Consider the following 18012-nt stretch of genomic DNA (forward strand, 5'->3'; position numbering starts at 1 on the left):
GTGGCTTTCGTACAACTCGCCGAGGGCGAACTGAACTACCAACTCGATGGACCGGCCGATGCGCCGGTTCTGGTGCTGTCCAACTCGTTGGGTACCGACCTGCACATGTGGGACGCGCAGATTGCGGCGTTCACCGAACAGTTCCGGGTGCTGCGTTTCGATACCCGTGGGCATGGCAAGTCCCTGGTGACGCCGGGCCCCTACAGCATTGAGCAACTGGGCCACGACGTGCTGGCACTGCTGGATGCCTTGCACATCGAGCGCGCGCATTTTTGCGGCCTGTCCATGGGCGGCTTGATCGGCCAGTGGCTGGGGATCAACGCCGGCCAGCGTCTGCACAAACTGGTGGTGTGCAACACCGCGGCGAAAATCGGCGATCCATCGGTGTGGAACCCGCGGATCGACACCGTGCTGCGTGACGGTACGGCGGCGATGGTCGCGCTGCGCGATGCGTCGATTGCGCGCTGGTTTACCCCTGACTTCGCTGAAGCGAACCCGGCTGTCGCGAAGAAGATTACGGACATGCTCGCGGCCACTTCGCCTGAAGGTTACGCGGCGAACTGCGCGGCCGTGCGCGATGCCGATTTCCGTGATCAGCTGGCTTCGATCAAGGTGCCGCTGCTGGTGATCGCCGGTACCGAAGATGCGGTCACGCCGCCGGCCGGCGGGCACTTCATTCAGGAGCATGTACACGGGGCCGAGTACGCCGAGTTCCATGCGGCGCATTTGTCCAACGTCCAGGCCGGCGCTGCGTTCAGCGATCGGGTGCTCGCGTTCCTGTCAGCGAATTAGGGGGAAGGTCGTGGACGAGAAACAACGTTATGACGAGGGCATGCAAGTCCGTCGCGCAGTACTCGGTGATGCCCACGTGGACCGTAGCCTGACCACCCTGACCGAGTTCAACTCGGAGTTCCAGGAGATGATCACCCGCCATGCCTGGGGTGACATCTGGACCCGCCCGGGCCTGCCGCGCCACACCCGCAGCCTGATCACCATCGCCATGCTGATCGGCATGAACCGCGAGGGTGAACTCAAGCTGCACCTGCGCGCCGCTGCCAACAACGGCGTAACCCGTGGCGAGATCAAGGAAGTGATCATGCAGAGTGCAATTTACTGCGGCATCCCGGCGGCGAATGCGACGTTCCACCTGGCGGAGTCGGTGTGGGACGAGTTGGGGGTCGAGTCGCGGGAGTGATTCCGGCGATTTGCAGGGCCTGACCTGGCCCCTTCGCGGGCAAGCCCGCTCCCACAGTTGTCCAGTGTGAACACCAATTTTGTGTTCACCGAAGATCCCCTGTAGGAGCTGGCTTGCCAGCGAAAGCGTTCTATCAGACAACATCTCTGTCGAATGTGCCGCCGCCTTGGCGGGCAAGCCCGCTCCACATTTGACCTGTGTTTACAGCAAGTTGATCGGATAGCTGACGATCAACCGGTTCTCATCGAACTCGTTATTGCTGAAATCCCGGCGAATGGTCGAATTGCGCCATTTGACGTTCAGGTCCTTGAACGTTCCGCTTTGTACGGTGTAAGCCAGTTCCGATTCACGCCCCCATTCCTTGCCATCGGTAACGGCGCCGGTGTGCACGTTGTCACCGCTGATGTAGCGGTTCATCAGGGTCAGGCCCGGTATGCCGACGGCAACGAAGTTGTAGTCGTGGCGCAGCTGCCAGGACTTCTCCCTGGCGTTGTCATAGCTGGCGTTATAGCTGTCGTTGGCCAGGGTGCCGCCACTGGTGCCGTTGACCCGCATCCAGGTATTGTCGCCGGTGAGCTTTTGCAGGCCGACGTAGAAGGTGTGGCCGCCGTACTTGGCGGAGAACAGGCCGGACCAGGTCTTGTTGTCCAGCTCTCCGGCCCGGGCGCTGCCGTCATCCTTGCCATGGAAGAAACCGAGGTTGGCGCCCAGGGTCCAGTCGCCGATGGGCTGGCTGTGGGTCACATTCAGGTATTGCTGGCTGTAGATGTCCTTGAGTTCGGCGTTCCACAGGCCGACCTGGGTGCGCTTGTCGTTGAACAGGTACTCGCCGCCCTGGAAGTTGAACCGGTCGGAGGTGAACGCAGCCTGGCCGGTCATCGACATGTCGCTCATGCTGCTGTCGTCCCGCGGGCTGTTGGCGCGGAACTGGCCGCCGTAGAGGGTCAGGCCGGCGATTTCCTTCGAGGTGATCTGGCCGCCACGGAAGGTTTGCGGCAGGGAGCGCCCGTCGTCGGAGCGCAGGATCGGCAGCACCGGCATCCATTCGCCGACCTTGACTTCGGTCTGCGACAGCTTGGCCTTGAACGCCACGTTGGTGCGCCCGAAGTGGTCCGCCGGGCCACCGTCGCTGTCCAACGGCAGCAACTGGGTGCCGCCGGTGCCTTTACCGCCGTCGAGTTTCGCCGAATACAACCCCAGCACATCGATGCCGAACCCGACAGTACCCTGAGTAAAGCCGGATTTGGCGTCGAGGATGAAGCTTTGCGTCCATTCTTCAGCCTTGCCCTGGGCCCGGGTCGGGTTGGTGAAGTTGCGGTTGATGTAGAAGTTGCGCAGGTTCAGGTTGACCTTGGCGCCTTCGACAAAACCCGATTCCTCGGCCGCGGCGGGCAGCGCCGCACCGGTCAGCGCGATGGCGATCAGGCTGGGAAAAAAATACTGCGCGGTGGAAGGCGTCATGGGCTCGGGTCTCTCTGATTCTTGGGGATGAAGCGTGGCGATGCCGCAACCTGGGGTTGCAGTCACAAGATTCGAATTCGAAACGGTGCGGGATCAGCCGGAGAGGGCAGGGCGCTGGGACATGGTGTCGAACCTGTTGTTATTGGTGTTGTGTGGCGAATGGTGCTGTGAATGGACTAGATAGTTCAATTGGGTGAGGCGGGTTTTGGGCGATAATCGAACGTAAGATTGACTGAAGTTTATGTGTTGCTTGCACTGGCCCCTTCGCGGGCAAGCCCGCTCCCACAGTGTCCGTGTCGCACACAAATGTTGTGAACACCGCAGAACCTGTGGGAGCGGGCTTGCTCGCGAAGGGGCCAGCAGGGCCAACACACCTTTCCCCGCAGCCAACAAAAAGCCCACCAAAAGGTGGGCTTCAAGTTGTTTACCCCGAGATCAGAACAACTTCAGCTTCGGCGCTTCTTCTTTCTGCGGCTCGACCTTCGCGGTCAGCTCGTTCCAGCCACCCCCCAGCGCCTTGTACAGATTGACCGCACTGGTCAGCTGCGCCAGGCGGTCGGTGATCAGCGCCTGTTGGGCACTGAACAGCTGACGCTGGGCATCCAGGAAGGTCAGGTTGCTGTCGACACCAATGCGATAACGACGCTCGGCCAGACGGTAGTAGTCCTGGTTGGCAGTGACGAAATCACGCTGGGCCTGCAACTGCTCGGTGTAGGTCTGGCGCGCGGCCAGGCCATCGGCGACTTCCTGGAAGGCCGTTTGAATGGACTTCTCGTAGTTCGCCACGCCGATGTCTTTCTGGATTTTCGAGTAATCCAGGCTGGCGCGCAGGCTGCCGGCGTTGAAGATCGGCAGGTTGATCTGCGGCTGGAACAGCCAGGTGCCCGATCCGCCCTTGAACAGGCCGGACAGGTCCGGGCTCAGGGAGCCGGCATTGGCCGTCAGGCTGATGCTCGGGAAGAATGCAGCCCGGGCCGCGCCGATGTTGGCATTGGCGGCCTTGAGGTTGTATTCGGCCTGGAGAATATCCGGACGACGTTGCAGCAAGTCCGATGGCAGGCCAGGCGGAACGTCGCTCAGCAGTTCGTCGGACAGCGGCTTGGCGGTTTGCAGGTTGGCCGGGATTCCAGTGCCGAGCAGCAGCACCAGGCCGTTTTCATCCTGCGCCACCTGGCGGGTGTACCGGGCCAGTTGCGCCCTGGCGTTTTCCACCGAGGTACGCGACTGGGCCAGGTCCAGGGCCGAGGCCACACCGACTTCGTTGCTGCGCGCGGTGAGCTTCAGGCTCTCCTCGAATGCACCGAGGGTGTCCTGGGTCAGTTTGCGCAGCTCTTTGTCGGCTTGCCAGGTCAGGTAGGCATTGGCGACGTTGGCCACCAGACTGATCTGCGTGCTGCGGCGGCCTTCTTCAGTGGCGAAGTACTGCTGCAGGGCTTCTTCGCTCAGGCTGCGAACCCGACCGAACAAGTCCAGTTCATAAGCACTGATGCCGACCGTGGCCGAGTAGGAACTGGTGATGCCCGCTTCGCCGGTCTGCGAGGCCCGTGCCGGGACCCGTTGACGGCTGCCGGTGCCATTGGCCGACACCGCCGGGAACAGATCCGCACGCTGGACGCGGTACTGCGCCGCGAAGGCATCGATGTTCAACGCCGCGACCCGCAGGTCGCGGTTGTTTTCCAGGGCGACCTGGATCAGCTGTTGCAGGGCCGGGTCATGGAAAAACTGCTTCCAGCCCTGTTCGGCGGCGGCCTGGGCCGGCGCCTGGGCCGGCGAGTACGCCGGGCCCTGTGGATACTGGCCTGCCACCGGCGCGTCAGGGCGCTGATAGTCCGGTATCAGTGAGCAACCGCTCAGCACGAGGGCGGCGATTGCGATGGAGAGTAGCGACTTGCTCATTAGCCAGCCTCTTTAGAAGGTTCAATCGCGGCATCCTGGTCAGCGGTTTTGCGCTGGCCCATGCCCGACACTGTGACGAAAAACAGGGGGACCCAGAAGATCGCGAGGACCGTGGCCGTGATCATACCGCCAATCACCCCGGTACCGATCGCATGTTGGCTACCTGAGCCTGCGCCTGTGGAAATGGCCAGCGGTACCACGCCGAGGACGAAAGCGAGCGACGTCATGATGATCGGTCGCAAACGCATCCGGCAGGCTTCGATCGCTGCATCGCGCAAGCTACGTCCCTGTTCATGCAGTTCCTTGGCGAATTCGACGATCAGGATGGCGTTTTTCGCCGCCAGACCGATGGTCGTCAACAAGCCCACCTGGAAGTACACGTCGTTGGACAAGCCGCGCAGGCTGGTCGCCATCAGCGCCCCGATGATCCCCAGCGGCACCACCAGCATCACCGCGATCGGGATCGACCAGCTCTCATACAACGCCGCCAGACACAGGAACACCATCAGCAGCGACAGCGCATACAGGGCTGGCGCTTGCGAGCCGGACAGGCGTTCCTCGTACGACAGCCCGGTCCAGGAAAGACCGACACCGGCTGGCAGTTTCTTGGCCAGGGCTTCGACTTCGGCCATGGCTTCACCGGTGGAGTATCCGGGGGCCGGGGCCCCGAGGATTTCCACCGCCGCTACACCGTTGTAGCGGGAGAGTTTCGGTGCACCGTAGATCCATTCACCCTTGGCGAAGGCGGAGAAAGGCACCATGGTTCCGCTGGCGTTGCGCACGTACCACTTCTTGAGGTCTTCCGGACTCATGCGCGAGCCGGGCTGACCCTGTATGTACACTTTCTTCACCCGACCACGGTCGATGAAGTCGTTCACATAGCTACTGCCCAGGGCAATCGACAGGGTGTTGTTGATGTCGCTGAGGGTCACGCCCAAGGCGCTAGCCTTCTCATCGTCGATTTCCAGCTGATATTGCGGTTCGTCGTTCAGGCCGTTCGGACGCACTTGCGAGAGGATCTTGCTTTTTGCCGCCATGCCGAGGAACTGGTTGCGCGCTTCCATCAGCTTTTCGTGACCGATACCGGCGCGGTCTTGCAGGAACACGTCGAAACCTGTGGCGTTACCCAGCTCCAGTACCGCCGGTGGCGCGAAGGCGAACACCATGGCGTCACGGAAGGTGAGGAAGTGCTGCTGGGCCCGAGCCGCGACCTTGAATACGCTGTTATCGGCGTTACGTTCGCCCCATGGTTTGAGCATGATGAACGCCATGCCCGAACTCTGGCCACGGCCGGCGAAGTTGAAGCCGTTCACGGTAAACACCGAGGCCACCGCATCGCCTTCACCGCCGTCCTTGCTCGGACGCAGGAGGAATTCACGCATCTCGTCCACCACCACCTGCGTGCGCTGGGCACTGGAGCCGGCGGGGGTTTGCACCTGGGCAAACAGCACGCCCTGGTCTTCTTCCGGCAGGAACGCCGTTGGAATGCGGGTGAACAGCCAGACCATGCCGACCAGGATGACCAGGTAGGCCAGCAGGTAGGGCGCCTTGTTCGAGAGCATATTGCCCACGCCACGCTCGTAGCTTCTGACACCACGGTCGAAATTGCGGTTGAACCAGCCGAAGAAGCCGCGTTTCGGCGTGCCGTGCTCGCCTTTGGGAATCGGCTTGAGCATGGTGGCGCACAGGGCCGGGGTAAAGATCAGCGCGACCAGTACCGACAGGGCCATGGCCGAGACGATGGTGATCGAGAACTGCTTGTAGATCACCCCGGTGGAGCCGCTGAAGAACGCCATCGGCAGCAGTACCGCCGACAGCACCAGGGCAATGCCGACCAGTGCACCCTGGATCTGCCCCATGGATTTCTTGGTGGCCTCCTTGGGCGACAGGCCTTCTTCGCTCATCACCCGTTCGACGTTTTCCACCACGACGATGGCATCATCCACCAGCAAGCCGATGGCCAACACCATGCCGAACATGGTCAGGGTGTTGATGCTGAAACCGAACGCCGCGAGGATCCCGAAGGTACCCAGCAATACGACCGGCACGGTCATCGTGGTGATCACGGTGGCGCGGAAGTTCTGCAGGAACAGGAACATCACCAGGAACACCAGCACGACCGCTTCGACCAGGGTTTCAACCACACCCTTGATCGACTCCTTCACCACGGGGGTAGTGTCGTATGGGAACACCACTTCCATGCCTTGCGGGAAGAACGGCTTGAGGGTTTCGATGGTATCGCGCAGGGCTTTTGCGGTGTCGAGGGCGTTGGCACCGTTGGCCAGTTTCACCGCCAGACCGGAGGCCGGGCTGCCGTTGAACTGGGCGCTGATCGCATAGTTCTCACCACCCAGGCTGACATCCGCCACGTCGCCGACGCGCACTTGCGAGCCGTCCTTGTTGACCTTGAGCAGGATCGCCTTGAACTGCTCGGCCGTCTGCAGGCGGGTCTTGCCGATGATCGTCGCGTTCAGCTGTTGGCCGGCGACCGCTGGCAAACCGCCGAGTTGACCGGACGACACCTGGACGTTCTGCGCCGCGATGGCGGTTTTCACGTCCACCGGGGTCAGGCTGTAGTTGTTGAGCTTGGCCGGATCGAGCCAGATCCGCATCGCGTACTGGGCACCGAAGACCTGGAAGTCACCGACACCGGCGGTCCGCGAGATCGGATCCTGCATGTTCGACACAATGTAGTTGGACAGGTCGTCCTTGGTCATGCTGCCGTCACGCGACACCACGCCGATCACCAGCAGGAAGTTTTTCACTGCCTTGGTCACGCGGATCCCCTGTTGCTGCACTTCTTGGGGCAGCAGCGGGGTGGCCAGGTTCAGTTTGTTCTGCACCTGAACCTGCGCGGTATCGGAGTTGGTGCCCTGCTCGAAGGTCGCGGTAATGGTCATGCTGCCGTCGGAGTTACTTTCCGAGGAGACATAACGCAGGTTATCGATACCGTTGAGCTGTTGTTCGATCACCTGCACCACGGTGTCCTGCACGGTTTGTGCAGACGCGCCCGGGTAGGTCACCTGGATCGCAATGGCCGGAGGCGCAATGCTCGGGTATTGGTTGATCGGAAGTTTGAGGATCGAGAGTGCCCCGACCAGCATGATCACCAGGGCTATTACCCAGGCGAAAATCGGACGGTCGATAAAGAATTTCGACATGGTTTACTCCCCTTTGCCGCTGGCAGCCTTGTCAGCTACCTGTGCGGGGGCCGGGTTCTTTGCGCCAACGTTAGTCGCTTCACTGGCTTTGACTTCAATGCCAGGTTTGACGTATTGCAGTCCTTCGGTGATCAGTCGATCACCGGCCTTCAGGCCGTCTTCGATCAGCCATTGGCTGCCCACCGTGCGGCTGGCCTTGAGCTGACGCAGTTCGACCTTGTTGTCCGGGCCGACGACCAGTGCGGTCGGGCTGCCTTTGAGGTCGCGGGTCACGCCTTGTTGCGGCGCGAGGATCGCCGCGCTGTTCACGCCGGCCTGCAACTGGGCGTGGACGAACATGCCTGGCAGCAGGGTGTGGTCAGGGTTCGGGAACACCGCACGCAAGGTCACGGAACCGGTGGTCTGGTCAACCGAGACTTCGGAGAACTCGAGCTTGCCCGGTTGTTTATACTCGCTGCCGTCTTCGAGGGTCAGCTTGACCGCTGCGGCGGTATCGCCAGCCTTTTGCAGGCGACCGCTTTCCAGTTCGCGGCGCAGTTCAAGCAGCTCCACGGACGACTGGGTCACGTCGACGTAGATCGGGTCGAGCTGCTGAATGACGGCCATGGCTTCGACCTGGCCGTTGGTCACCAGCGCGCCTTCGGTCACCGAAGAACGGCCGATGCGGCCAGAGATTGGCGCATACACCTTGGTGTAACGCACATTGATCTGCGCACTTTGCAGGGTCGCTTCCGCTTGTAGTCGGTTGGCCAGGGCCGTGTCGTATTCCTGGCGGCTGACAGCCTGCTCCTTGACCAGTTGCTGGTAGCGATCGGAGATCGACTTGGTCTGTTGCAGGTTGGCCTGGGCGCTTTTCAGGGTGGCGTCATAAACGGCCGGATCGATCTGATACAGCTGCTGGCCGGCCTTGACGTCGCCGCCTTCCTTGAACAGGCGCTTGAGAATGATGCCATTGACCTGAGGGCGAACTTCGGCGATGCGGAACGCGCTGGTGCGGCCCGGGACCTCGGATGTCAGGGTGAACGCTTGTGGTTGCAGGGTTACGACGCCGACCTGAGGGGGCGCTGCGGCAGGCGCGGCCTCTTCCTTTTTGCATCCGCTAAGCAGTGTTGCCAAGGCGACGGCGGTGACCAGAGCGGTAACAGCTGGCTTGAATTGCATGAAAATCCTCGGGTCAGGCGCGCAAGTTGCGCACAAGAAAGGTGGAAGGGTAAAAATTGTGCGCTGAGTGGATAAGTAGCTTGCTAAGTAATATACTTACGTTCATGGTTGTTTGTAAATAGCTGAACCGTGTCACCTTGACGTTACAAAATTTGTTCAAAGGTTCGAATTGTAGGCCGGGGACGACGCCTGAGAGCGCTCGCTCCACTTTTATTCAGCTGATATTCAGACATCGCTGAAGCATCCTGATGAGGTTGTACTGCCATGGTCCGTCGTACCAAAGAGGAAGCTCAAGAAACCCGTAGCCAGATACTCGAAGCGGCCGAACAAGCCTTCTTCGAGCGGGGCGTGGCGCGCACCACGCTGGCGGAGATCGCGACCCTGGCCGGCGTTACGCGCGGGGCCATCTATTGGCATTTCAGCAACAAGGCGGCCGTGGTGCAGGCCATGCTCGACACCCTTCACGAGCCGCTGGATGACATGGCCAAGGCCAGCGAAAGTGCGGATGAACTCGATCCGCTGGGCTGCATGCGCAAGCTGTTGATTCATTTGTTTCATCAAGTTGCGCTGGACCCGAAGACCCGACGACTCAATGAGATTCTGTTTCATAAGTGCGAATTCACCGATGAAATGTGCGACCTGCGCCAGCAGCGCCGCGCGGCCAGTCTCGATTGCAATGGGCGAATCGCCCTGGCCCTGAGTAATGCAGTGAATCGGGGACAGTTGCCGGAAAACCTCGACACCGTCCGCGCCGCCATCAGCCTGCATGCGTACATTGATGGCATCCTGTACCAGTGGCTGTTGGCGCCCGACAGTTTTGAACTGCACACCGAAGCCGAGCGTTGGGCCGATACAGGGTTGGATATGCTGCGCTTGAGCCCGAGTCTGTGCAAATAAAACAAAATCTATAAATGGAACCGGTTCTGCCAATGCTCGGCAGGGGTGAAGCGTCGTTCCTGGCCCGCGTTGTCGCAACGGGGTGCTTTTATATACGCAGGCTCGCCCGGTTGAAAGGTAACGGGCCAGGTAATTTGTAGGGATTTTGTGTCGAGTGGGTGAAAGAGCGTGACGTCGGCGTGATCGGCGTAGCGCTCTTTTGCATCGGTGGTGTTGCAGTTGCCTGGATCCAGCGCCAGCGCCGACCATCAGAAGATCAGGCCCATTCGCCGTTCATAACCGATCCGGCCCTTGTAGGCCTCGCCGCTGTCGATCCAGCCGAATTTTGCATAAAGCGCGATGGCCGACACGTTGTCGGCATCCACTGACAATTCCAGCCCCTTTATTTCCGGCCAGGCCTGGCGCGCCACCTCGGGCAACGCTTGCAGGCAGGCCTTGCCGTAACCTTTGCCCTGAGCGCGGTGATCCACTTGCAATGCATGCAGGGTCGCGCTGTGTTCGTCGGCCCAGGCCGGCAGCACCGGCGGGCGTTTGAGCAGCAGAAAAGCGACGGGAATATCCCCGGCCAGCAGGGCAAATCCCTTGACCCCCGGGCCGGGCTTTGACAGCAGGGTGTGCAACGCACCGTGGATGTCGCCGGAGAACTTGATTTGGTCTTTGTGAACTTCAATGGCCTCGACCTGCCGGCGCTGGAGCGCGTTCAGGCTTTCGTAAGGCACGAGTCTGGCTGTCACTGGAGTATCCTTTTTCCATTACCGAGATGTTTCGAATTCTAACGAGTTTGTGCCGATGGATTATTTTTATTTCGGTTGTCGATTTGGCGTTTTGCCAGACGACAAAGGGTGTCTTCCAACAAAAACCACGGAGAACCACCATGAACGCGACACACGAGATCCAGACCCTGATCGACACCTATCGTCAGGCGGTCATCGCCAAGGACGTCGAGAAAATCATGGCCCTGTATGCCGAGGACATCGTCTCCTACGATGCCGTCAAGGCCCTGCAATTCCGGGGCAAGGCCGCCTACCGCGCGCATTGGCTGGAGTGCATGGAAATGTGCCAGGGCGCGCACACGTTTGACTTCGACCACACGAACATCGTGGCGGACGAGCATATCGCCTTCGCCCATTGGCTGGCCCATTGCGGTGGCACCAATGACAAGGGTGAAACACAGGCCTGCTGGATGCGAGTGACCGCCTGTTACCGGCGCGAGGCCGGACAATGGCGCATCGTCCACGAACACTGGTCGGCCCCGTTCGACATGATGAGCGGCACCGCATTATTCAACCTGGAACCTTGATCGTCGGGCGGTTGATCGGCAAACAACGCCAAACCGCCGATCTGCAGCCATAGTTGATCAGTTCGAGCAGGGCAGAGCCTCAAGAAACGGAGAGCGTCCATGAAATACCTATGCCTGGTGTACAGCAACGAGCGCGAGTTGCATTCGCTGCCCGACAGCCCGAAAGACGCTGAATGCATGGCCTACGCCGAGTCGATCCAGGGCAGTGGCCGGATGCTCGCGGCCGAAGCGCTGGAGTCGGTGCAGACCGCGACCACCGTGCGCATGCGCAACGGGAAAATGTCGATCACCGACGGCCCGTTCGCTGAAACGAAGGAGCAGTTGGCCGGCTTCTACCTGATCGATGCCAAGGACCTCAATGAAGCTCTCCAGGTCGCCGGCAACATCCCGGCGGCCCGGGTGGGCTGTGTCGAGGTGCGCCCCGTTCGCCAGTTGAATCCCTGAACAACCCTCACACACAGGAGCACTGCATGAGCCCGCAACCTTGCAACAAGCAGCCTGGCGGATTCGCGTCAGTGACGTGGGTGCCGCAGGTCTGCCGGACTGATGCCTGACGTCGCGGTGACGGCTCGGGTCGAGCAGGTCTACCGTGAAGACTCGCGGCGGATTCTGGCGACCCTGATCCGCTTGCTCGGCGATTTCGATCTTGCCGAAGAGGCCCTGCACGAGGCGTTTTTCGTCGCGGTCGAGCGCTGGCAGCGTGACGGTGTGCCGGACAATCCACGGGCCTGGCTGGTGTCTGCCGGGCGCTTCAAGGCCATTGATGTGTTGCGCCGGCGCGCGCGCTTCAACGCGTCCCGGCCGCTGTTGATCGCGCAACTGGAGGCGCTGGAGCAGGCAGACTGGAGTGACGAAGACGTGGAAGACGACCGCCTGCGCCTGATCTTTACCTGCTGTCACCCGGCACTGGCGGCGGACGCCCAGGTGCCGTTGACCCTGCGGGAAGTCTGCGACCTGACCACCGAAGAAATCGCCCGGGCCTTCCTCTCGGCACCGGCCACCATTGCCCAGCGCATCGTGCGGGCCAAAGCGAAAATCCGCGACGCGAAAATCCCCTATCAAGTGCCGACCCTCGCCGAGTTGCCCGAACGTCTGGACAGCGTGCTGCGGGTGATTTACCTGGTATTCAACGAAGGGTACTCGACGTCCATCGGCGCCGAATTGACCCGAGAGGATTTGACCCGTGAAGCGATAAGGCTGGGCCGGTTGCTGGTCGAGTTGCTGCCGGAGCCGGAGGTGATGGGCCTGTTGGCGTTGATGCTGTTGCATGAGTCGCGGCGCCTGGCCCGGACCTCGGCCAGTGGCGAGTTGATTGTGCTGGATGAGCAGGACCGTTCGTTGTGGGATGCCCAGATGATTGCCGAAGGTTGTGCGCTGGTGGAACAGGCACTGACAACCCGGCGTTTCGGGCCTTATTGCCTGCAGGCGGCGATCGCGGCGGTGCATGCCGAAGCGCCGAGGGCGGGGGAGACGGACTGGCCGCAGATTGTCGGCCTGTATGACGTGCTGTTGCAGGCCATGCCTTCACCGGTGATCGAGCTGAACCGGGCCGCGGCACTGGCCAAGCGGGATGGCCCGTTGGCGGGTTTGACCCTGGTTGAAGGGATTCTGCAGCGGGGGGAGCTGCTCGATTACCACTTGGCGCATTCGGCTCGAGCCGAATTCTGTCGGCAGTTGGGGCGGGTGGATGAAGCGCGGGCGGCGTATGAGCGGGCGCTTGAGTTGACGCAGCAGGTGCCGGAGCGGCGGTTTATCGAGGGGCGGCTCAAGGGGTTGGAGTGAGGTGATCCCTCGGGCCTCTTCGCGGGCAAGCCTCGCTCCTACGGGGCCAGGTCAATCACAAGATGGGCTCGATCCTGTAGGAGCGAGGCTTGCCCGCGAATGGTCGCGCCGCTATTCCAGCATCTTGCCGATCAACCAGCTCCCCGCCGGCCCCGGCGGATGCAACCGCGACCATAGCGCATCCACCGACACGGTCTTCGGCCAACCGCGCACCTGAATCTCCTGCAGCGACCCCGCGCCAAAGCGTTCCACCAACCACCGGGGCAACGGCGCCCAGCCGAACCCGCCCTGGGCCATTTCCAGCAGCATCAGGTAGCTCGGCGCCGACCAGACACGCCCCTTCGCCCGGCTTTCATAGGGATTGACGATGGTCGCCAGACGCAGTTCGCGATGCTGCTGCAGCACGTCCTGATCCACCTTTGCCATGGCCGCCAACGGATGCGCGGGCGCGACGAACAGCGCGATTTCCGTGCGTTCGTCCACCGTCGAACTGGCCAGGTCCGGTGGGTAGCTGTCTTGCCGCTCGGCGAAGGCGACATGGGCGCGACCGCTTTGCACCAGCGCCACCAGGTCATCGCATTCGGCAATCAGGCATTCCAGTTCCAGGTCCGGATAACGCTGTTCGAAGGTGCTCAGTGCCGCTTCGAACCGGTCGGACTGGTAGGTGTCGGACAGCGCCACCGTCAGTTTCGCCTCGATCCCCTGGGACAATTGGCTGGCAGTCATTTCCAGGCGGCTGGTGGCCGCCAGAATCGCCTCCGCCCGCTGCAATACCACATGCCCGGCCGGCGTCAGGCCGGGCTTGCGACTGCTGCGATCGAACAAGGTCAGGTTCAGGTCGATCTCCAGGCTGGCCACGGCCGCGCTGATGGTCGACTGACTGCGGCCAAGCTTGCGTGCCGCCGCGGAGAACGAGCCTTGGGTCGCCGCCTGGACGAACGCCAGCAACACTTCGTGAGAGGCCATGAACTATCGCTCTGATCGATGGTTATTGGTTATGAAGTATCGATGGGATGACGGACCATGGCAACACAGTCACTCAGGAGTCTGGTCATGAACGCCAACAAATCCATTACAGAACGTATTTTCCAGGCCATTGGTTTTGAACTGCTGGCGGTGCTGATCTGTACCCCGTTGCTCGCCTGGGTCATGGACAAACCGATGCTGGAGATGGGGGTGGCGACCCTGGCTATCGCTGCCTTGGCCCTCGCCTGGAACGTGGTCTTCAACGGCTTGTTCGATCGCGCGCTCAAACGTCTCACCCTTGCGCGCAACGCCTGGGTGCGCGTCGTGCACGCATTGCTGTTTGAAGGCGGGCTGGTCGCCGTCGGCGTGCCGCTGATTGCCTGGTGGCTGAATGTCAGCCTGTGGCAAGCGTTCCTGCTGGACATCGGTGTGCTGCTGTTTTTCCTGCCGTATACCTATGTTTATCACTGGGCGTATGACGTGGTGCGTGAGCGTGTGGTCATGCGCACCTCTTGCGAGGGATAAAAGCCAAGATCGCAGCCTGCGGCAGCTCCTACACCGATCAGGTACAACCACTACAATTGCGGATGTACCCGATTCCTGTAGGCGCTGGCTTGCCAGCGAAGGCGGCCTCGAGCCATGCCGCGCCCATGAAGACGCCTTCGCCGGCAAGCCGGCTCCTACAGGTTTGGTGTTGACCACAAACCATTAGTACGCAGGTCAACAAAGAACTGCCGCAGGCTGCGATCTTTTGATCCTGGCGGTCTGCTTACAAAAACATCCCCCCCGAAGCCTCGATCCGCTGCCCGTTGATCCACTGGCCACCCGGCGCCATCAATAACGCAATGGCCGCGCCGATGTCGTCCGGCTGGCCGACACGACCCAGCGCGGTATTGCTGGCGACCAGTGTGTTCACCTGCGCGTTATCGCGCACCGTACCGCCGCCGAAATCGGTTTCGATCGCGCCAGGTGCCAAGGTATTCACTGCAATGTTACGCGCACCCAGCTCCTTGGCCTGGTAGCGCGTCAGCACTTCCATGGCACCTTTCATGGCCGCGTAGGCGCCGTAACCCGGCATGCTGAAGCGGGTCAGGCCGCTGGAAACGTTGAGAATGCGTCCACCGTCAGCCAGCAGCGGCAACAGCTTCTGCGTCAGAAAAAACGGCCCCTTCAGATGGATGTTCATCAGCAGATCGAACTGGGCGACGGTGGTGTCGACGAAGTTCGCATTCACGCCGATGCCTGCGTTGTTGATCAAAAAGTCGAACTGCTGACGATCGAAATGCTGTTGCAGGACATCGGCGACCTGAGTGGCGAATTCGACGAAGCCTTCACTCTGGCCAACGTCGAGTTGCAGCATCGCGGCGCGACCGCCGAGACTTTCGATGTGCGTCACCAAGGCGTGCGCCTCTTCGGCGCGGCTGTTGAAAGTGCCGATGATGTCGACGCCCTGGGCGACCAGATGCAGCGCTGCGTTTTTGCCAAGGCCACGGCTGGCGCCGGTGATCAATGCGATTTTACGGTTCATGGGACTTCCTCAAGCGCGGTGAGTGATGGCGCGAAGGAAGTTTATTTATCCGCAGCACAGTGATAAACAGAGCTGAATCGGAATCACTGGTCGGTTAAACCGGACAATAGGGGGCGACCCATGAACAAGCTGGAACTGCTGCGCACCTTTGTGCGTGTCAGCGAGATGTCGAGTTTTACCCTCGCCGGTGAAAGTCTGGGCTTGCCCCGGTCTACGGTCTCCGACCACGTCCAGGCCCTCGAAACGCTGCTGGGCACGCGCCTGCTGCAACGCACCACGCGCAAGGTCCAGGCAACCCAGGACGGCATCGTGTTGTACGAACGCAGCAAGGACTTGCTGTCGCACATGGACGAAATCGAGGGGCTGTTTCGCCAGGATGCGGCTGCGCTCACCGGGCGCATCCGCATCGACATGCCGAATATTCTGGCCCGTCGCGTCGTGATGCCGCGCCTGCCCGAATTCATGGCGCAGCACCCCCATCTGGAGCTGGAAATCAGCAGCACCGACCGCCGGGTCGATTTGCTCGGTGAAGGTTTTGATTGTGTGGTGAGGGTCGGCGCGCAGCCGGATCAATCGGTGGTCGCCCGCCACTTGTGCGACTTTGTCATGGTCAACTGCGCCAGCCCGGCTTATCTGCAACGCTATGGTGTGCCTGAACGACTCGAAGACCTGGCGCACCATCGGCTGGTGCATTACGTCGGTGTCCTGGGTTCGCGCCCGGAAGGTTTTGTGTACGAGGTGGACGGGCAGTCGCATCAAGTGCCGATGGCGGGCAGCGTCACGGTCAACAGCACCGATTGTTACGAGTCGGCGTGCCTGGGTGGTTTTGGTTTGATCCAGGCGCCGCGGGCGGGCATGACGCCGCACCTGCTCAGCGGTGAGCTGGTAGCGGTATTGCCGCAGTTCAACGCGCCGTCCCTGAGGGTTTCACTGCTGTATGCCCGGCAACGGCATTTGCCGTTGCGGGTCAGGGCGTTCATGGATTGGTTGGGGCAGGTGATCCTGCCAACCACCTGAGCACCACCTCCCCCCTGTAGGAGCTGGCTTGCCAGCGAAAGCGGTGGATCAGCCGACATATTTATTGCCTGAACGGACGCCTTCGCTGGCAAGCCAGCTCCTACAGGGGGTTATGTGGTGGTCAGATAATTTGGGTGACGGTGGCGGAGCGTCGCCCACCGGGGCCTTGTACAGCGCGCGATTCTTGACGAAAACCCGCAAGGCAGCAGCAACAGCGCGGCGAAGCCGAAGCCGACCAGCGGCGACAGCAATAGCGCATAACCGATCTTGGTCGCCTGTGCCCAGTCCACGCCGCTGGTGCCGTCGTGGCCATGCATCAGGCTGTTGGCCGTGAACAACAATCCGATGGCCAGCACCGTGAAAAAATTACAATGGTCAGCAGGCCGGGTTTTTTGTCGAGCTGCGGTTTGGCGCTGCTGGTGGGCGCCCGGGCGGCGGTGAAGGCAGGAGTAGCCATGGCGGACAATCCTGAGGAGGCGAGGAGTGTTTGTCATGACCATTGCTAAATATTACAGAGAGGCTGCGTTGGGTCAGGGTTTGGGCGTTTTGCGGGCTGTCTGATTAATAATCCTGACGCTTGCGAAACGCCCAGCGCCCGGCGATCACCGTGAAGGTCGCGACCAAAGCCACCAGGATCCAGAACCCCTCAGGGTCACCGGAAAGCGGCACCCCACCGACATTCATGCCAAAAAACCCGGCAATGATGTTGATCGGCAGCGCCAGCACTGTGACCACAGTCAGCGTAAACAAGGTGCGGTTGCTCTGTTCGTTGAGGTTGGCGGCGATTTCTTCCTGCAACAGCTTGATCCGCTCCCCCAGTGCCGTGAGGTCGTTGATGATCAGCGCAAACTCCTCGGTGGATTTGCGCAACTCCTTCACGTCCTCTTTCTGCAACCACTGGGGCGGGCGATTGAGCAACCGCAGCAGCGAGCCGGGTTCCAGCGCCAGCAGACGTTGCAGGCGCACCAGCACCCGGCGATTGGCGCCCAGCTCGGCCCGGTTGGTCGACAGTCGCGACGACAGCAACTCATCCTCGACCTGGTCGACACTGAGGCTGGTCTTGCGCACGATCTGCGTCAGCACTTCGCCCTGATCGCGCAGCAAATGCACCAGCAGTTCCAGCGGCGAGCGGAAGCACTCGCCGGCCTTCACCGACGAGCGCAATTTATCCACCGAATGCAGCGGTTGCAGGCGCGCGCTGATGATCAGCCGGCTGCGGGCGCAGACCCACAGCGTCGACACATCGGACGAGACCATGCTGCTGAGGTTGAAGACCACATCGTTGACCACCGCCAGCAACGCTGAATCGACGTGCTCGATGCGCGTCGAACGCGAGCCTTCATGCAGTGCCTCGAAAAACTCTTCGGGCAATTGCAGATGGTTTTTCATCCAGCGCTCGCACGCGGCATGGGCGAGGTTGAGGTGCAGCCAGAGAAATTCATCGCTGTCGTCCGGCTGTTGCAGGCACTGCAAAGCGCTGGCCGAATCGATTTCCCTGCCACGTTCGCCGGGGCGAAAACGGAAACCGTACAGCAGACCGAACAGGTCCGGATCGCGGTGGCTTTGGTCGATGCTGTGGTTCATGGAGGCTCGCTGTGAGGAGGCGCCTGTCGCGGGTTTCACAGGTTCACTTGAGCCGCATCATCGC

16 protein-coding genes and 1 pseudogene are annotated in these 18012 nt (G+C 61.2%); 8 read left to right on the forward strand and 9 right to left on the reverse strand.

Annotation, left to right across the window (positions count from 1 at the left end; genetic code table 11):
* Window positions 1-792 carry a 3-oxoadipate enol-lactonase gene (gene pcaD / locus ELQ88_RS08585; RefSeq protein ID WP_128871705.1) on the forward strand — a complete coding sequence of 264 codons (792 nt, stop codon included), beginning with the start codon at window positions 1-3 and terminating at the stop codon, window positions 790-792.
* 10 nt (window positions 793-802) lie between these two features.
* A complete protein-coding gene (gene pcaC / locus ELQ88_RS08590) occupies window positions 803-1195 on the forward strand; it encodes a 4-carboxymuconolactone decarboxylase (protein ID WP_128871704.1) in 393 nt (130 codons plus the stop codon).
* A 201-nt stretch (window positions 1196-1396) separates the two neighbouring features.
* On the opposite strand, the gene ELQ88_RS08600 is transcribed toward pcaC, so the two are convergent.
* The 4 genes from ELQ88_RS08600 to ELQ88_RS08615 all read right to left on the reverse strand — a co-directional run bounded on the left by ELQ88_RS08600 (window position 1397) and on the right by ELQ88_RS08615 (window position 8874).
* Window positions 1397-2656: an OprD family porin gene (locus ELQ88_RS08600; protein WP_138964585.1), complete on the reverse strand. Its 1260-nt coding sequence runs from the start codon at window positions 2654-2656 to the stop codon at window positions 1397-1399.
* Between the two features lie 435 nt (window positions 2657-3091).
* Window positions 3092-4552, reverse strand: coding sequence for an efflux RND transporter outer membrane subunit EmhC (gene emhC / locus ELQ88_RS08605; protein WP_128871702.1), 1461 nt, complete (start codon window positions 4550-4552; stop codon window positions 3092-3094).
* Window positions 4552-7713, reverse strand: coding sequence for an efflux RND transporter permease subunit EmhB (emhB, locus tag ELQ88_RS08610; RefSeq protein WP_138964587.1), 3162 nt, complete (start codon window positions 7711-7713; stop codon window positions 4552-4554). The genes emhC and emhB overlap by 1 nt, the downstream gene beginning before the upstream one ends.
* Before the next feature lie 3 nt (window positions 7714-7716).
* Window positions 7717-8874 carry an efflux RND transporter periplasmic adaptor subunit gene (locus tag ELQ88_RS08615; protein ID WP_138964589.1) on the reverse strand — a complete coding sequence of 386 codons (1158 nt, stop codon included), beginning with the start codon at window positions 8872-8874 and terminating at the stop codon, window positions 7717-7719.
* Between the two features lie 264 nt (window positions 8875-9138).
* Between ELQ88_RS08615 and emhR the strand changes: the two genes are divergently transcribed.
* Window positions 9139-9771, forward strand: coding sequence for an efflux system transcriptional repressor EmhR (emhR, locus tag ELQ88_RS08620; protein ID WP_138964591.1), 633 nt, complete (start codon window positions 9139-9141; stop codon window positions 9769-9771).
* A gap of 248 nt (window positions 9772-10019) precedes the next feature.
* Here emhR and ELQ88_RS08625 read toward each other — a convergent pair whose 3' ends face one another.
* A complete protein-coding gene (locus tag ELQ88_RS08625) occupies window positions 10020-10505 on the reverse strand; it encodes a GNAT family N-acetyltransferase (protein ID WP_138964593.1) in 486 nt (161 codons plus the stop codon).
* 140 nt (window positions 10506-10645) lie between these two features.
* Between ELQ88_RS08625 and ELQ88_RS08630 the strand changes: the two genes are divergently transcribed.
* The 3 genes from ELQ88_RS08630 (at window position 10646) to ELQ88_RS08640 (ending at window position 12853) form a co-directional block, all read left to right on the forward strand.
* The gene (locus ELQ88_RS08630; protein WP_128871698.1) at window positions 10646-11071 is read left to right on the forward strand and encodes a nuclear transport factor 2 family protein; all 426 of its coding nucleotides are present in this window, start codon (window positions 10646-10648) and stop codon (window positions 11069-11071) included.
* Between the two features lie 99 nt (window positions 11072-11170).
* Window positions 11171-11515 (forward strand): YciI family protein, encoded by a 345-nt coding sequence (locus ELQ88_RS08635; RefSeq protein WP_138964595.1) that lies wholly within the window; start codon window positions 11171-11173, stop codon window positions 11513-11515.
* Window positions 11516-11617: 102 nt separating this feature from the next.
* Window positions 11618-12853, forward strand: coding sequence for an RNA polymerase sigma factor (locus ELQ88_RS08640; RefSeq protein ID WP_138964597.1), 1236 nt, complete (start codon window positions 11618-11620; stop codon window positions 12851-12853).
* Between the two features lie 111 nt (window positions 12854-12964).
* Here the strand turns inward: ELQ88_RS08640 and ELQ88_RS08645 are convergent, their stop codons facing one another.
* On the reverse strand, window positions 12965-13819 hold the full coding sequence (locus ELQ88_RS08645) for a LysR family transcriptional regulator (RefSeq protein WP_128871696.1): 855 nt from the start codon (window positions 13817-13819) through the stop codon (window positions 12965-12967).
* Window positions 13820-13906: 87 nt separating this feature from the next.
* Here ELQ88_RS08645 and ELQ88_RS08650 point away from each other — a divergent pair, with 87 nt between their 5' ends.
* A complete protein-coding gene (locus ELQ88_RS08650; RefSeq protein ID WP_128871695.1) occupies window positions 13907-14344 on the forward strand; it encodes a multidrug/biocide efflux PACE transporter in 438 nt (145 codons plus the stop codon).
* Window positions 14345-14588: 244 nt separating this feature from the next.
* Here the strand turns inward: ELQ88_RS08650 and ELQ88_RS08655 are convergent, their stop codons facing one another.
* Window positions 14589-15347: an SDR family oxidoreductase gene (locus ELQ88_RS08655; RefSeq protein ID WP_138964599.1), complete on the reverse strand. Its 759-nt coding sequence runs from the start codon at window positions 15345-15347 to the stop codon at window positions 14589-14591.
* Window positions 15348-15467: 120 nt separating this feature from the next.
* Here ELQ88_RS08655 and ELQ88_RS08660 point away from each other — a divergent pair, with 120 nt between their 5' ends.
* A complete protein-coding gene (locus ELQ88_RS08660; RefSeq protein ID WP_128871693.1) occupies window positions 15468-16364 on the forward strand; it encodes a LysR family transcriptional regulator in 897 nt (298 codons plus the stop codon).
* Window positions 16365-16502: 138 nt separating this feature from the next.
* Here ELQ88_RS08660 and ELQ88_RS08665 read toward each other — a convergent pair.
* Window positions 16503-16723: pseudogene (locus ELQ88_RS08665) on the reverse strand (inorganic phosphate transporter); the annotation flags it as partial.
* Window positions 16724-16925: 202 nt separating this feature from the next.
* Window positions 16926-17948, reverse strand: a complete 1023-nt coding sequence (locus ELQ88_RS08670) for a transporter (protein WP_138964601.1) — start codon at window positions 17946-17948, stop codon at window positions 16926-16928.
* Window positions 17949-18012: the final 64 nt, after the last annotated feature.

This window comes from Pseudomonas sp. MPC6 (assembly GCF_006094435.1).
In the GTDB taxonomy this organism is placed as follows: domain Bacteria; phylum Pseudomonadota; class Gammaproteobacteria; order Pseudomonadales; family Pseudomonadaceae; genus Aquipseudomonas.